The sequence below is a fragment of the Parapedobacter flavus genome (assembly GCF_035818675.1).
Lineage (GTDB): Bacteria > Bacteroidota > Bacteroidia > Sphingobacteriales > Sphingobacteriaceae > Parapedobacter > Parapedobacter flavus.
In genome coordinates, this window is record NZ_JAYKZZ010000007.1 from 104,969 (window position 1) to 119,849 (window position 14,881).

14 protein-coding genes are annotated in these 14,881 nt (G+C 50.3%); 10 read left to right on the top strand and 4 right to left on the bottom strand.

The features are described from left to right. Positions 1 to 58: 58 nt before the first annotated feature. The 4 genes from U9S71_RS07325 (at position 59) to U9S71_RS07340 (ending at position 4,480) form a co-directional block, all read left to right on the top strand. Positions 59 to 859 carry a CPBP family intramembrane glutamic endopeptidase gene (locus tag U9S71_RS07325; RefSeq protein WP_326326380.1) on the top strand — a complete coding sequence of 267 codons (801 nt, stop codon included), beginning with the start codon at positions 59 to 61 and terminating at the stop codon, positions 857 to 859. Between the two features lie 146 nt (positions 860 to 1,005). Next, positions 1,006 to 2,052 carry a Fic family protein gene (locus U9S71_RS07330; protein ID WP_326326382.1) on the top strand — a complete coding sequence of 349 codons (1,047 nt, stop codon included), beginning with the start codon at positions 1,006 to 1,008 and terminating at the stop codon, positions 2,050 to 2,052. A gap of 792 nt (positions 2,053 to 2,844) precedes the next feature. Further along, positions 2,845 to 3,000, top strand: coding sequence for a hypothetical protein (locus U9S71_RS07335; RefSeq protein ID WP_326326383.1), 156 nt, complete (start codon positions 2,845 to 2,847; stop codon positions 2,998 to 3,000). Between the two features lie 94 nt (positions 3,001 to 3,094). Further along, positions 3,095 to 4,480 carry a FecR family protein gene (locus tag U9S71_RS07340; RefSeq protein WP_326326610.1) on the top strand — a complete coding sequence of 462 codons (1,386 nt, stop codon included), beginning with the start codon at positions 3,095 to 3,097 and terminating at the stop codon, positions 4,478 to 4,480. Here U9S71_RS07340 and U9S71_RS07345 read toward each other — a convergent pair. After that, positions 4,434 to 4,895: a DinB family protein gene (locus tag U9S71_RS07345; protein ID WP_326326385.1), complete on the bottom strand. Its 462-nt coding sequence runs from the start codon at positions 4,893 to 4,895 to the stop codon at positions 4,434 to 4,436. The genes U9S71_RS07340 and U9S71_RS07345 overlap by 47 nt on opposite strands. 210 nt (positions 4,896 to 5,105) lie before the next feature. On the opposite strand from U9S71_RS07345, the gene U9S71_RS07350 reads away from it, so the two are divergent. The 5 genes from U9S71_RS07350 to U9S71_RS07370 are packed head-to-tail and all read left to right on the top strand — an operon-like array spanning position 5,106 to position 11,013. Continuing rightward, positions 5,106 to 6,029 (top strand): glycerophosphodiester phosphodiesterase family protein, encoded by a 924-nt coding sequence (locus U9S71_RS07350; protein ID WP_326326387.1) that lies wholly within the window; start codon positions 5,106 to 5,108, stop codon positions 6,027 to 6,029. 5 nt (positions 6,030 to 6,034) lie between these two features. Next, complete coding sequence (locus tag U9S71_RS07355; RefSeq protein WP_326326388.1) at positions 6,035 to 7,765, top strand: FAD-dependent oxidoreductase; 1,731 nt, start codon at positions 6,035 to 6,037, stop codon at positions 7,763 to 7,765. 48 nt (positions 7,766 to 7,813) lie between these two features. Beyond that, the gene (locus tag U9S71_RS07360; protein WP_326326389.1) at positions 7,814 to 8,365 is read left to right on the top strand and encodes a gluconate 2-dehydrogenase subunit 3 family protein; all 552 of its coding nucleotides are present in this window, start codon (positions 7,814 to 7,816) and stop codon (positions 8,363 to 8,365) included. 2 nt (positions 8,366 to 8,367) lie between these two features. Continuing rightward, positions 8,368 to 10,077: a GMC family oxidoreductase gene (locus tag U9S71_RS07365; protein ID WP_326326390.1), complete on the top strand. Its 1,710-nt coding sequence runs from the start codon at positions 8,368 to 8,370 to the stop codon at positions 10,075 to 10,077. Between the two features lie 9 nt (positions 10,078 to 10,086). Beyond that, the gene (locus tag U9S71_RS07370) at positions 10,087 to 11,013 is read left to right on the top strand and encodes a metallophosphoesterase (protein WP_326326391.1); all 927 of its coding nucleotides are present in this window, start codon (positions 10,087 to 10,089) and stop codon (positions 11,011 to 11,013) included. On the opposite strand, the gene U9S71_RS07375 is transcribed toward U9S71_RS07370, so the two are convergent. From U9S71_RS07375 to U9S71_RS07385, 3 genes are all read right to left on the bottom strand, one after another. Further along, positions 10,956 to 11,858 (bottom strand): endonuclease/exonuclease/phosphatase family protein, encoded by a 903-nt coding sequence (locus U9S71_RS07375; protein WP_326326392.1) that lies wholly within the window; start codon positions 11,856 to 11,858, stop codon positions 10,956 to 10,958. The genes U9S71_RS07370 and U9S71_RS07375 overlap by 58 nt on opposite strands. 65 nt (positions 11,859 to 11,923) lie before the next feature. Continuing rightward, the gene (locus U9S71_RS07380) at positions 11,924 to 12,493 is read right to left on the bottom strand and encodes a DUF417 family protein (protein WP_326326394.1); all 570 of its coding nucleotides are present in this window, start codon (positions 12,491 to 12,493) and stop codon (positions 11,924 to 11,926) included. 69 nt (positions 12,494 to 12,562) lie between these two features. Continuing rightward, the gene (locus tag U9S71_RS07385) at positions 12,563 to 13,393 is read right to left on the bottom strand and encodes a helix-turn-helix domain-containing protein (protein WP_326326395.1); all 831 of its coding nucleotides are present in this window, start codon (positions 13,391 to 13,393) and stop codon (positions 12,563 to 12,565) included. A 229-nt stretch (positions 13,394 to 13,622) separates the two neighbouring features. On the opposite strand from U9S71_RS07385, the gene U9S71_RS07390 reads away from it, so the two are divergent. Then, a complete protein-coding gene (locus U9S71_RS07390) occupies positions 13,623 to 14,810 on the top strand; it encodes a PHP domain-containing protein (protein WP_326326396.1) in 1,188 nt (395 codons plus the stop codon). Positions 14,811 to 14,881: the final 71 nt, after the last annotated feature.

The window sequence follows — 14,881 nt, forward strand, 5'->3', positions numbered from 1 at the left end:
CTCTCTACCGCTATGGGCTGATTGTATAATACCTCTAATGAAGCTAAAATGAAACTACATGATTGAAGACCAACGCATTTATTACCCTAGTATTAGACAAAGTTGGGGAATCGCCGGAATAACCATACTATCAACGCTGGTATTTAGTCCCGTCAATCTTATGCTCAATAAAGCGGTCGGAAAGGAGATTACTTTTTTAGTTTATTATTTATTAGCAATGGGGGTTCCATTCGCTATCGTTCACTTCATCAGAAATAAACGGACAGGAGTAAATAATTACAATTTCAGTCTAAGTTCAATAAAAGTAATGGGATTAGTTTTGCTCGCTACGGTTGGGCTTCAGACCGGCATAACCTCGCCGATCGTTAATTTAATACCGATGCCTGAGTTTGTGCAAAAGATATTTCTTGAATTTGCAGATCAAAAGGGTATCTATGCTTTCTTGGCCATAGTCATTGCCGCACCTATAATAGAAGAATTGATTTTCAGAGGGATTATTTTAGAGGGACTTTTACAACGATATTCTCCAGTTAAGTCAATTATTCTATCCAGTATTCTATTTGGCATCGTTCATTTAAACCCGTGGCAGTTTGTTAGTGCTTTGGTAATTGGGTTGTTTTCAGGTTGGGTATATTACCGAACAAGAAAACTATCACTATCAATCTTGATTCATTTGGCAAACAATCTTTTTGCTTTTATAGGGACGTATTCTATGGATGCGGAAACGATGATGAATAAATCGCAACTAGAATTATATGGCGGTTTAATAAACTTCATCTCAATAACTGCTGGAGCGATATTGATTTCAATAATTAGTATTTTCTTCTTGAGAAAAGAATTCGGTAACTCCGTCAAATAACCCTGAAGGAAGACTATCAAAGATGGTTAAAGGACGTTTAAGCCGTAACTAACAGAAACCTAAAAGAGTTATTTATTTACGGGTATTTATGGATGTGTTTTTGGGTAAGTCAGTATTTGTGGGTATATTTGGGTAATTTTATGACTATGAATGTCGCTTCGTTAAAAATTACACCAGAGATACTGGGCTTAATTGCTGAGATAGATGAGTTTAAAGGCGCATGGAAAGCGCTCGGGCAGCTGGCGCCGGAGCAGCTCACATCGTTGAGGCGGGTTGCTACCATCGAAAGTATTGGATCGTCTACCCGTATCGAAGGCAGTAGACTCTCCGACCGTGAAGTGGAGGCGTTATTGTCCAATCTCCACATCCATCAATTCGAACATCGGGATGAGCAGGAGGTCGCTGGATATGCCGAGGTGATGAATACTATTTTCGAACACTACCAAGAGATTCCGCTTAACGAAAATTACATCCGTCAGCTTCATCGCGATTTGCTGAAATTCAGTGATAAAGACTCACGCCATCGTGGTGAATACAAAAAACACAGCAATCAAGTAGAAGCTTTCGATTCAACCGGCAAAAGTGTAGGTGTTGTTTTCGTTACGGCCAGTCCTTTTGATACACCGTTGCGCATGCAGAATTTGGTGAAATGGACACGTGCCACATTAGACACAAAGTCGCTTCACCCCCTTTTGGTATGTGCAATATTTGTCGTTGAGTTTTTGGCCATCCACCCGTTTCAGGATGGCAATGGCCGTCTTTCACGTGTTTTGACAACCTACCTTTTGCTACAAGCCGGATATTTGTATGTACCCTACAGTTCGCTTGAAGCCGTCATTGAACACAGCAAAGAGGCTTATTACCTTGCGTTGCGGCAAACCCAAGGCACATTGCATGAAGACACACCCGATTGGCAACCTTGGGTACTGTTCTTCCTTAAAGCGTTGCATCAGCAGAAGCACCGGCTGGCAGCCAAGGTAGCCCGCGAGCAATTATTGCTTGGGCAATTACCTGCGCTATCCCTTCAAATTCTGGAATCTGTGAAATCACGTGGACAGGCGACTATCAGCGAGCTGGTCGTCTTTACCCAGGCTAACCGTAATACGGTAAAGAAACATTTGGAAAATCTAGTGCAGGCCCGTCACTTGGCTAAGCATGGCACAGGTAAAGGCACCTATTACACATTAGGTTAATAGTTTTTATTAATATTTGTAGCTAATTTCAGGATAGATTACACCGTCATTTGTCAGCAACCTTTGGTAAGGGTTTCCAGCGGCCAATTTGTGGAATATGAGAGAGTTTTACCAACCTTATCCGGACTTTAACGAATTCGCTACGCACTGCGTAGGGAATCTAAGCTCGACAAACATCCGGCTGATTATGCGGTTATCGTATTGCCCACGCCTATTTGTGTGGCCTCCTTACTGAAACGAAATCAAATCCTGCGTCCCTTAAAGTAGCTGTATAGCGTTCTAGGCTCTTCGGTTTATGCCAGTTTTGAATAATCGGTGTCTGTTTTCCTTCATTCGCAGCGACAGCTGATAGCACAACGGTCAATTTTTCTTGGACCCTCAATTGCACCCTCATTTGCACCCTCAAAGTTGTCATTCAGAAAATTGGGATGGATTCTCAAAATGACCTGAAAATAGCTCCGATCCTCATACGGTAATTGTTAAAAGCTCGAATCCAGTGTGTCTAAAATGTTCATTGTGGTGTCTACACTGGTGTATCTGCCACTATACATTCGGAAACAATATCCGGTTTTCGATGGAGATTTGTTATTTGTCCGAAAGCGACGTGAATTATTTCCAGCTCAAGTCGCCTCTCCCAAAGAAGCCCGGAAGTTGGCATACGAATATGTTTCGGATACCTTCGATCAATTGGTGGAAGATTCCCTTAGACGAAACGAGACGTTTGTTTATGAGGGGCGTTTTACCAATGATTCAACAAAACTCACGCTTTAGCAAGTAATTAGCTATTTTTGTATGATGGCTGTAACTATTTCCGTAAATAACGATATCCTTACATGGGCCATTGCCCGTGCCGGTTATGAATTGCCCGACTTCGCCGAAAAATATCCGCGGATTAGCGATTGGCTTAGCGGTGCGAAACAGCCTACCGTAAAGCAGCACGGCTACTGAAGCGGAACGAACAGACCATTAAAAACAATGTGCACTTGGCTAGGCTAAAATTGCGGAAAATGCTTGAAAAAAGCAGGAAGGAGGGTTGGAAGTAATGTACAAGCCGATAAATATCAAACGGATCATCCGGCGTGGGCTGGAAGGCAAATTGACTGGACAGGAGGCTGCGGTACTCAAATCGGCCCGGCTGATCTACGAAGAAAATGAACTGCTGGAGTTGGAGATGGATGTGCTGGAGGAAATGGCGGCGGAATGCCCGAGGGGTGTATTCCGGCAACGAAACGTCGATGCAGGAGCGATCATCCGCGCAGAGCGGAAACAATATATCCGTCAGTTGCTCACCGGAGGTATGCGGGTGTGTGCCGGTATTGCGGTGCTGTGGTTGATCGGGGCGGGTGTATTGGCCCTCAACCAGTGGTGGAGCGAGCGGACGTTGCCGTCGGCCTACGAAAAATTGGTCATGGCCGGCTACCGGATTCCCCCATCCGAATTTGCCTGTACGGTTTACTGGGGCAATTCCGTTACGGTAGTGGGCAAGGAGAGCCGGGGGCGGCTGGGCCGTTTTGGAGACAAAGAGTTGCGCCGCAGCGACAATGGCGAACTCGAATTGGTTCGGTTGCCATCGCAGTTCGCCTTTTCGGCAGGTCAACAGCCAGCTATTCGGGTGGTCACCGGTGCCCAGCAGCAATGTGCGGTGCGGCTTCCGGATGGGAGTTTGATACGGTTGGATGCTGGATCTAGCTTTTCTTATCCGACGGAGAAGCGGGGCGCTCCGAATACCGAAATCAGCTTGGCGGGCCGGGCGTTAATCCGGGTACGCGAACATACAGATCGACATCCGCGGACCGTCGTGCTCCGTACAGCCAATGGATCAATGACTACACAGAAGGGGGAATTTGCCGTGCTGGCCAACCGAACGGACACGCGGGTGACGCTGCTGGAGGGAAGGGTGGAAGCCCAATTCCCGATCGATGACGGGTACCGGGTGCTCACCAATGCGGGCGATCAAGTTACTTACGACCGCTGCTGCACAGATGCCGAAGGGAACATTAACATGACGCTCTCCGGTGTTACTCGGGTGGACCCGTGGCAGGAGGTGGCATGGACCACAAAAGAGCGGAATTACCGGAATGTCCCGCTTCGAGCCTTCGTTTTGGAGATGAACCGGACGTATAACCTGGGGGTAACGAGCGTAAGCTGCATTCCCGAAACAAAAACCATTACGGCTTCGATACATTTCAAGGATCCGGTAGATAAAATCTATGGCTACATCCGGAAGGCCGGATTACCCATGTACGAAAGTAATGGCATGATTAGCTTCTGCGGTCCGGATCTCGACCCCGGCCCGCTGCGGTATCTGGATGGGATAGGCGACTCGCTGGACTTGATGGATGTGTTGCATGGCCGTGAAAGGTTGGCTTGGGTCACCAGATCTAAAAAGATGGGCAACATGAATGTTTATAACGGATATAATCGGTAACCAGCGGTTCAATGCCATGCTGCCTGAATAGCGATGCGATTTGCCCGCGATGGTAGGTGGAATGGTTGATGACGTGGAATAACGTATCCTTTACCGTGTTGACGAATGGTTTGCCTGCGGTGGTCCGGTAAGCGATTTCGCTCATAAGATCGCATGCCTGGAGGATGTGCTGGGTCTCTTCGTGGTTGAGCCGATCTACCGTAGCAAATGTATCAATGCCATGATCATCCCATACACCGTATTCTGTTTTTTTTCCCAGCATCCGATGGTTCCAAATATGATGTGCGTTCAGAATGTGGCTGAATAACGCAATAGATTTGGGATCAACGCGTGCGGATTCGTGTTCAAAAATATGGGCTAGTTGCTGGTTGCAATGCTGGTTATATCCAAATAGCTCGTCGAAAAAAGATTTCATACAAAACAAAGGTATGAAATATGAGCTTAAATGCTTTTTTGGAGTATCCCGGTGTGATGATGGAGATTACCTTGAACCTTTCATAAACGGCGGAGTAATTCCTGATGCGGGCGCGGGGGTTGTGCATTTTTTTCTTATTTTCGCCTGTCTGAAAGGGTGTGGTACAATTATCTACACCAATAACAGCTGCATTTTAGTTACTAATCGAATATGAAACGTTTCACAGTATCGTACAGTCTTGCGCTCTTTCTTTTACTCATCACTGCGTTTAACGGTGTTGCGCAGTCGCGTGTAGATGAAATACGGCAGTCACTACTTAACCCCGAACTCGACGAAGTGCTGGTGGTCGCCCATCGGGGCGATTGGCGTTATGCACCGGAAAATTCGCTGGCAGCCATATCAAACGCCATCGAAATGGGGGTAGATGTAGTGGAAATTGACGTGCGGAAAACGAAAGATGGGCAACTGGTCCTGATGCACGACAAGACCTTAGATAGAACCACTACAGGGAAAGGGAACGTCAGCGACTGGACGCTCGACTCCATCAAAACACTGTGGCTGAGAAATGGCGCGGCCGTTAAGACCAAGCACCGCGTTCCCACCCTCGAAGAGGCGCTCGTGCTGGCGAAAGGAAAAGCCATGCTCAACCTCGATAAAGCCTACGGCGTGTTTGATGAGGTGTATGGCGTGCTCGCCAAGACGGGTACGGCAGACCATATCATCATGAAAGGCAGCCAACCCGTGCAGCAGCTGAAATCGCAGTTTGGCCACTATCTGGAGGAAATCCTATACATGCCAGTTGTTAATCTCGATCGTGATAATGCCGCAGAGATAGTATCGGATTACGTGACGCAGCTCCAACCGGTGGCCTTCGAACTGGTCTATAAGTCAGACACCAACCAGTTGACGCATACCCTGGCGCGCGACCTGGATGGCAAGAGCTTGATTTGGTACAATACGTTATGGCCCTCCCTGTCCGGCGGCCATGACGACGATTTTGCACTCGAAGACCCCGACAAAGCATACGGCTATTTGATTGATACGCTGCGCGCGCGGATTATCCAGACGGATCGGCCCGCCTATCTGATCGAATACCTACAAGAACGCAAGAAAGAAGGAAAAGTAGGAAAATAATAACCATGATGATATCAAAAAAAACGATCCAGCTACTGGGTTTAAGCGTTGTTTTACTGTTGATGAGCCACCTGAAGGTACAGGGGCAGGAGAAGAAATATGATGTGGTCGTTTATGGCGGCACCTCTGCGGGGATCGCCTCGGCCATCCAGGCATCCCGGATGGGCAAATCGGTCGTGTTGATCGAACCGACCCACCGCCTCGGGGGGCTGACCACCGGCGGGCTCGGGCAGACCGATATCGGTAATAAATATGTGATCGGCGGCATATCTCGCGAATTCTACCAGGGCATACGCGAATATTACGACGACCCGAAAAGCTGGAAATGGCAACGGCGGGACGAATACGTGGATAAAGGGCAAACGCGGACGGCCGACGGGGAAGATGCCATGTGGACTTTTGAGCCTTCTGCCGCCGTCGAAGTGTATCGCCGAATGCTGGCAGACGAAAAGGTCGATGTGGTATACGACGAACAGTTGAACCGGGAAACGGGTGTCAGCAAAAACGGCAACCGTATCGAATCGATCGAAATGGAAAATGGCGCACGGTATGTCGCGAAGATGTTCATCGACGCCACCTACGAAGGGGACCTGATGGCGGCAACGGGGGTTAGCTACCACGTGGGACGGGAGGCCAACAGCGAATACGGCGAAACGCTGAACGGTGTGCAGGCCAATAAAATAAGCCGAACACTGAACTGGACGCTTTCTAAGAATGCGTATAACCACAACTTTATTGACCGGGTAGATCCCTACATCGTGAAAGGCGATCCGGAAAGCGGGTTGCTGCCATACATCACCGAAGGGCCCCCAGGGGTGGATGGCGAGGGCGACGACAAGATACAGGCGTACTGCTTCCGGATGACACTCACCGACCACCCCGACAACCGCATACCGTTTAAGAAGCCCGCGAATTACAATGAGCTCAACTATGAGCTGCTCATCAGAAACTACGAAGCGGCTACGGGCCCCATCGAGAAGATGTATACCTATGGCGACAAACTGGTGCCCTGGATTAACTCGCCCATGCCCAACCGCAAGACGGATACCAACAACCAGAAAGGGTTCTCCACCGACTTCATCGGGCAAAACCACGATTACCCGGAGGCATCTTACGAAGAACGGGAGCGGATCATCCAAACACACAGGGACTATCAGCAAGGCTTGATGTGGACATTGGCCTACCACCCACGGATACCCCAAAAAGTACGTGATGCGGTATCAAAATGGGGCACATGCAAAGACGAGTATGCCGAGGGGAGCAACGGCTGGCAACATCAGCTCTATATCCGCGAAGCGCGGCGCATGGTGGGTAGCTACGTGATGACCCAGAAAAACTGCGAACGGAAGGAGGTTGTGGAAGACCCCGTGGGTATGGGGGCATATGGCATGGACTCACACCATATACAGCGCTATGTGGATGTAAACGGGTTCGTGCAGAACGAGGGGAACGTGGAAGCACACGTAAAATATCCCTACCCGATCAGTTACCGCGCCATCGTACCCCAGGAAGCCGAATGCGGCAATTTGCTGGTGCCGGTCTGCGTGAGTGCATCGCATATCGCGTTTGGTTCGATCCGCATGGAACCCGTTTTCATGGTGCTGGGGCAGTCGGCAGCCACCGCTGCGTGCCAAGCCATCGATAACGGGGTGGCGGTGCAGGATATCGATTATGCCGCATTGAAGAGCGCGCTGCTAAGCGACAAACAGGTACTCGAAATCGAGATCGATAAATAATGCAGCGCCGTTAAGAATTCGGATTAAAATCACATCGCAATAAAAAATATGGATCGCAGAGCTTCGATACGAACAATGTTATACATCGCCGGAGGCACGTTGGTACTCCCCGCATGTTTCCGGCCATCGGGTAGGACCAGCATCGAGCTGGTTCATTTAAAAGTGAGTGAAGATGACGAGGCGCTGTTGGAGGCACTCGTTGAAACGCTGATCCCAGCAACCGATACGCCCGGTGGACGGAAATTGATGCTGCACCTTTTCGCCCTTAAGATGGTGGATGACTGCCACGGGCCGGAAGAACAACAGGCATTTGTAGATGGAGTACGTGCATTTGCGGACTGGTCACGTAACGTGCTGGGGAGCGCTTTCGTAGAAGCGGAGAAAGAACACCGGGAAAACCTGCTGAAGCAAATCGGTGAGGCCGGCGACGCTGCGGGTAAATTTTTCTCCTTGCTGAAAAGGCGGGCGATCCAAGGGTACATGAATTCGAAATACGTGATGACGAACTTGGTCAAATACGAACTGGTGCCGGGCAGGTATGATGGTTACTTTCCGATGGAAACAACCGATGGTGCAACCGTTAAAACAGCAGGGCAATAAGTATGGCAAATATCGCAATAGATAGCATCAAAGAACGTACGTTTGATGCCATCGTCATCGGGTCGGGCGCCAGCGGGGGCTGGGCGGCCAAGGAACTGACCGAAAAGGGACTGAAGACGCTGTTGTTGGAGCGGGGGCGCGATGTGGTCCACGTGAAAGACTACCCCACTACCAACCTGTACCCCTACGAATTGGACCACCGCGGTGAGACCACCCATGCCGACAAATTGGCCAATCCCATTGCCAACCGGTGCTATGCTTATAAAGAAGATTCCCAACACTTTTTCGTGAAAGACGAAGAGCACCCTTACGTGCAGGAAAAAGATTTCGACTGGATACGAGGCTACCAAGTGGGTGGCAAATCTTTGCTATGGGCCCGGCAGACACAACGGTGGAGCGAATATGATTTCGAAGGCCCTGCCCGCGACGGCTTTGCCGTAGACTGGCCGATCCGCTATGCGGATATCGCTCCGTGGTATAGCTATGTGGAGCGGTTTGTCGGCATCGCCGGTAATAAGGATGGGCTGGCTACCCTGCCCGATGGGGAATTCCTGCCCGGGTATCCGCTGAATGCGGTGGAAGACCATTTCCGGAACACGGTAGATCGGCACTTCAACGGCCGGCATATCATCAGTGCCCGGTGTGCACACCTGTCGCAACCGCAGCCTATCCATATCGAGCAAGGCCGTGTGCAATGCCAGAACCGGAAGCTGTGCCAGCGCGGATGCCCATTCGGTGGCTATTTCAGTAGTAACGCATCGACCATTCCGTGGGCCCAGAAAACAGGCAACTTAACGTTGCGCCCACATTCGGTGGCCCATTCGGTGCTGTATGACGAGACGTCGGGTAAGGCCACGGGGGTGAAAGTCATCGACACCAACTCGTTGGAAGAAATCGATTTTTACGCCAAGGTGATTTTCGTTAACGGCTCCACGTTAAATACCAACCTGATCCTGCTCAACTCGGTTTCCAACCGGTTTCCCAATGGTTTGGGCAACGACAGCGGATTGATGGGTAAGTTTGTAGCTTTCCATAATTATACCGCGCGGATCAGTGCCGAATACGATGGTTTGCTCCAATACCGCACCGATGGCCGTAACCCCGCCGGGGGCGGTTACATCCCCAACTTCAGGAACGTAAATAAGCAGGAGACGGCGTTCCTCCGCGGTTGGGCGGCAGCGTTCGGTGCCAGCCGGTACGAGAACCGCGATAGCAGTGGTATTGGCGATGCGCTGAAGCAGGGCCTCCTCAACAGCACGTGGAGCAACTGGCGGGTGCACTCGCACATGATGGCCGAGACCATCCCCAAGGAACAGAATAGCGTATGGCTCGACAAGGATAAAAAAGACAAGTGGGGGGTGCCGCTGTTGCACGTGTCTGTGGAATATGCCGAGGACGACTGGCTACGCCGGCAGGACTATTACGACCGGATGACGGAAATGTACGAGGCTGCGGGGTTCAGCAAAATCAAGACGCAGGACGATGGCCGGCGGCCAGGTAACGACATCCATGAGATGGGCGGTGTGCGCATGGGGCACGACCCGAAAACGTCGCTGCTGAACAAGTGGAATCAGTTGCACCTATGTAAGAACGTCTATGTGACCGACGGTGCCTGCATGACGTCCACAGCCACCCAAAACCCCACGCTCACCTACATGGCGCTGGCAGCACGTGCGGTAGACCATGCGGTGAAGGAATTGAAAACCGCGTAAGTTTACAAGATGAAGAAAACGATATCAATTACCCTGTCGCTCTTATTTTGGTTTGCCGCAAGTTTCGCCATGCAGCAGGCTGCAAGCGATGAGCCCTTGCTATCGCTTGGCATCATTGCCGATGCGCAGTATTGCGATTGCGAAACGGCTAATAACCGCCACTATCGCGAGTCGCTGGCAAAGCTGGACGAGGCTGTTGCCGAATTCGAGAAACGGCAGGTCGATATGGTGGTCAGTTTGGGCGATTTGATTGACCGCGACTACGGCAGTTTCCAGCCCGCCCTAGCCAGGTTGGCCCCGCTATCGATGCCCGTTTACCACGTGTTGGGCAACCACGATTTTTCGGTTGCCCCAGATCGTTTAGAAGAGGTGCCATCCATGCAGGGGATGGAAAGCAGGTATTATGCGAACAGCATAGGTAACCTCCGGTTGATTTATCTGGATGGAAACGATGTGAGTTTATTTGCCAATGCTCCGGGAAGTACCCCTTATATCCGTGCGGAAGCACTGATCGACTCGTTGAAGGTCGCCGGTGCACCGAATGGAAAGCCTTGGAACGGCGGTCTGGGCGACGAGCAGTACCGTTGGCTCGTTTCGGAGCTTGAATCGGCGGCGACCGCCAACGAACGGGTCATTTTGTTTTGCCACTACCCGCTTTTCCCCGAGTCTGAAGCGCATAACCTGTGGGGCGATGAGCGGTTGAGGGAACTCATTTTGGGTTACCCAAACGTGATGGCCTACTTCAACGGCCATCGCCACACAGGGGATTATCACCTAGCGCAAGGGGTACATTTCCTTAATTTCAAGGGCATGGTAGAGAACAGCCCCAATGCCTTCGCTATTGTTGACGTGTATGCGGATCGACTCGTGGTAACCGGCTACGGACGGGAAGCGTCGCGGTCATTGAGTGTCAGCAATGACGTAACCGGCAAGTGATCGGACGGGTAATGATCCCCGTTATAGACATCGGAGAGCACCTGGTAATCTTCCACTTCGAAATGTGAGGTGAGGAAGATGTAATCGATCCGGTTTTTCGGGGTACCTTGGAACACGCCGCCGCCCATGTTGGTGTTCTCCACACCTTGGCGGGGTGTTTTAGTGCGGTCGTAGGCATCACCAAGCAATGATTTTACAGCTTGAATCTGCGGGGTCTCCACGGTTGAATTGAAATCGCCTACACAGATAACCGGCGCGTCGCCCGCAATTTCCTTGACTTTCTGAACAATGAGGGGTCCCGATTCTCTTTTGGCTTCCTCCAGCCGCCAGTAGAAGTGCGCGTTGAAGAAGAAAAATTCTTCTCCCGTATCCTTGACCTTGAATTTGGTCCACTGGCAGATACGCCGGTCGGTGGCGTCCCACCCGATACTTGGCTCGTCGGGCGTCTCGCTGAGCCAGAAGACACCGCTATCGAGTACCTCAAATAAGGCGGTACGGTAAAAAGTGGCGCAATTATGCAAGTCCCCTTTGCCACCGTAGGGGTAGGCGGTAAAGTCGAAACCCGGGAGCAGGGCCTTCAGATCGGCCAACTGGCCGGCGTCGCCTTCCTGCGTTCCTACCACATCGAATTGGTGGGTAAGGATAACCTCCGAGACCGGCCCTTTCCGCAGGTCCCATCCATTCCCCGATGTTTTGTCTGCATCGGCATTATACCGGATATTAAACGTGGCGGCACGGAATGGGTTTCCCTCAACGGAAGGCGGTTGCTCGTCGTTGGCGGTATTGCCGCACTTTACAAAAACGAGGGATAGGACGGCACATAAGTAAATTAATGTTGTTCGCATAATGATGTATGATTTCTGGTGCAGCTAAAATACAATTATATCTACAAATGCGAAATCAAGAGACATTAAAGCTTCTTCAACCGCTGCGCCGCCTCGCCGGCAACGATCAGTCCGGCAGCCAGCATAATCACATCTTTCAATACCAGCCTGCCAGCACCCGAAAGGTAGGGGAATCCATGCCGTGGGGTCGGGAAATCACCGCCCAGGTTGGGTACATACACTTCGGGTGTGGTGATGAGGAATGTAAGGGTAACGATAGACATCAAGAACGTTAATATGCCGCCGACTAACCCCAGTTTTGCCGACCAGATGCCGGCCAGGGTCAATAGGCCAATGACGACAATAACGCTACCCAAGCCGTAAGAGAACACATAGGTGTGGTTTGTTCGGTGCCACTCGATGTGCTTGGTTACGGTTTTGCCTTCGGGGTTTTTATAGTGCTGGTATTCGGGCGCATCCTTGCTATAGAAAAAACTCATTAAGGGGCTGTTTGCCACAAACGGAACGATACCATCCGCTTCGTACTGAAAAGCCTTCAACCCGCCGATCCAAGCCATGACCATAAAGATGGCTATTCGTGCGAGATGGATGAAGGTCCGTTGGCTGCGTGCTAAAATGTCGATGATGTTGTCCATGATGCGTTATCGTTAAGCGACAAAAATAGGGTGCCTCAGCGCTGTGTAACATGGACAAATGCGGATGAGTCATGGACTTTTTTGCGCAACGACAGAAATGCCAACCCCCTCCCTGAATTTGGATGGCGAAATACCGACATGCTTCTTGAAGTACCTGCTGAAATAGTGTTCATCGCCAAATCCCAGTTGGGTCGCGATTTCCTTTACGGAAAGGTAGGTGAGGTGTAGTTGCTTTTTTGATTCCAGGATAACACGCTCTTGGATGAGGGAAGATGGGGCTTTGCCAAGCTGTTGTTTCACCCTTTTGCTGAAGGCACTCGGGCTAAGGTTTAGTTTTTCCGCATAGAAATGGATAGCGTGCTCAACGGTAAAGTGATCCTCAAGTAATTGCTGAAACAGCTTTCCCGCTGCCCCTTGCGCACTGTCGGATAGCGATACGGAGTCGATCAATTGTTTTTTTGCTTTACTGGCCAGCGCCAGTATAAGTTGCAGGTAGGCTTTGATAACCGACTCGGAAAACGTGGAGTTGGCTGTCCCTTCAACCTGCATTTTTTGGACGATAAGTTCTACTTCCTGATAGACACTTTCATCGACAGGGACAACGGGTTGCAAATAAATGTTGTTGAAGAGCAGCCCATTACAGGCTACTTCTTCCTTGTGGAATTCGATGCAGTAAAAATCGCCATGGAATAATACCCGGGTGGCAGACGTACTGGACGCCGATTTCCATGACAGGTGCTGGTAAGGGCTGAGGAACAATAAAGAAGTGGATGTGTTCTCATATACCGTAAAATCAACCACGAATTCGGCTGGAGAAGAAAGCAGAATAATCTGATAGTAAGGGCTGCCTTCCGAGGGTGGGTGGGTGTGTAAGTCTACGGTGTCTATTTGAAATAACATGCATCAAAAATAGCAGAAAAAAATCGATGGCAACGTCCGCTATTTTCGTCTGGGAACATTCCACTGTGCTGGCATGGCGGCGGTACCAGTATGGTACAGGTTGCAATGGCATAACAAAATGGGTATCATTGCCTTGATTTACTAATTAAAAACCAGTATTTATCTCGGTTATACGTCATTTATTGTTACCTATAACTGTTACGTACATCGAGCCAAATGAATCAAAATTATGTCAAACCGTCGTGAATTTCTAAAGCATTCGGCACTCATGGGTGCGGCAAGTTTGGTGCCCGCATCGGCTGCGATGTCGAAAGGTGCCTGGGAGGAGCCGCTCAACGCAGAGACCAATACATACACGGTCAGTATGCGAGGATCCATGAATATCAAATCCATCGCGCCGCGGGAGATTACCATTCCCGAGACCGGCGGGTTCCAGGTGTTGAAAGGCGATTTTCACATGCACACCTTGTTTTCTGATGGTCATGTAATGCCTGCAGACCGCGTGCGGGAGGCCGTACAAAATGGGTTGGATGTGATTGCCATCACTGACCACATCGAGTACCGACCGTATTTTAGCAAAGGTGGAAAGTGGAAATTGATTGATGAAGTAGGGGGCGACTTTAATATTGCTTATAAACTCGCAAAACCTGACGCCGACCGCCATAATCTGCTGTTGGTGCCCGGTACGGAGATCACGAAGTTCAATATGCCTCCCGGGCATTTCAATGCGCTTTTTATCGAGGACGTCAACCCCATTGCTGCCGCTGTGGCCGACTGGCGGGAGATGTTTAAGATCGCGGTCGATCAGGGCGGGTTTCTATTATGGAACCATCCGGGATGGGAAGCGCCAAAGAGCGGTGGAATTGAAAAAGGAGCACCGCTACGGTTTACCCCCGAGCACGAGGCGATTTTTAAACAGGGGATGATGCACGGCATTGAGGTGTTCAATAGCACACAACATTATCCGGTGGTATCCGATTGGTGTAACGCACGGGATTTGGCTATTTTTGCTAATAGCGATATCCATTCGAGTGAACTGAATCTTTATGGCATCCAAAATCCCTTCCGTCCGATTACGTTGGTGCTGGCTAAGGAGCGCACGGTAGAAAGTGTGCGTGAGGCGATGTTTGCGCGACGCACCATTGGCTGGGCGGCCGGTATGCTTTGGGGCCGGGACCCTTGGTTACCCGAATTATTCAAGGCATCTGTATCTATCAAAACGATCACCCCAGGCACATTGGAACTAACCAACAAGAGCTCGCTGCCCATATCCGTTTCGCTGGGGGGCGCTACGTTCAGTCTTGCCCAGGATGCTAAACAACAGGTGTACCGTGCAGCGGGAGTCGAATCGCTTACGGTTGTCAACTGGATGGTTGGTATGAATAAACCGCTGGAAATTTCACTCAATGGTATGTAGATCGTCTGATGACGTACGGCAAATTATTCATAAGTGTCTGTAAGGTACGGCTACCGATAAGGAGCGCGGGT

What these genes read in the sequence shown, in the direction of transcription:
- U9S71_RS07325 (WP_326326380.1), top strand. Translation starts at nt 59, where the DNA reads ATGATTGAAGACCAACGCATTTATTACCCTAGTATTAGACAAAGTTGG.
- U9S71_RS07330 (WP_326326382.1), top strand. Translation starts at nt 1,006, where the DNA reads ATGAATGTCGCTTCGTTAAAAATTACACCAGAGATACTGGGCTTAATT.
- U9S71_RS07335 (WP_326326383.1), top strand. Translation starts at nt 2,845, where the DNA reads ATGATGGCTGTAACTATTTCCGTAAATAACGATATCCTTACATGGGCC.
- U9S71_RS07340 (WP_326326610.1), top strand. Translation starts at nt 3,095, where the DNA reads ATGTACAAGCCGATAAATATCAAACGGATCATCCGGCGTGGGCTGGAA.
- U9S71_RS07345 (WP_326326385.1), bottom strand. Translation starts at nt 4,895, where the DNA reads ATGAAATCTTTTTTCGACGAGCTATTTGGATATAACCAGCATTGCAAC.
- U9S71_RS07350 (WP_326326387.1), top strand. Translation starts at nt 5,106, where the DNA reads ATGAAACGTTTCACAGTATCGTACAGTCTTGCGCTCTTTCTTTTACTC.
- U9S71_RS07355 (WP_326326388.1), top strand. Translation starts at nt 6,035, where the DNA reads ATGATGATATCAAAAAAAACGATCCAGCTACTGGGTTTAAGCGTTGTT.
- U9S71_RS07360 (WP_326326389.1), top strand. Translation starts at nt 7,814, where the DNA reads ATGGATCGCAGAGCTTCGATACGAACAATGTTATACATCGCCGGAGGC.
- U9S71_RS07365 (WP_326326390.1), top strand. Translation starts at nt 8,368, where the DNA reads ATGGCAAATATCGCAATAGATAGCATCAAAGAACGTACGTTTGATGCC.
- U9S71_RS07370 (WP_326326391.1), top strand. Translation starts at nt 10,087, where the DNA reads ATGAAGAAAACGATATCAATTACCCTGTCGCTCTTATTTTGGTTTGCC.
- U9S71_RS07375 (WP_326326392.1), bottom strand. Translation starts at nt 11,858, where the DNA reads ATGCGAACAACATTAATTTACTTATGTGCCGTCCTATCCCTCGTTTTT.
- U9S71_RS07380 (WP_326326394.1), bottom strand. Translation starts at nt 12,493, where the DNA reads ATGGACAACATCATCGACATTTTAGCACGCAGCCAACGGACCTTCATC.
- U9S71_RS07385 (WP_326326395.1), bottom strand. Translation starts at nt 13,393, where the DNA reads ATGTTATTTCAAATAGACACCGTAGACTTACACACCCACCCACCCTCG.
- U9S71_RS07390 (WP_326326396.1), top strand. Translation starts at nt 13,623, where the DNA reads ATGTCAAACCGTCGTGAATTTCTAAAGCATTCGGCACTCATGGGTGCG.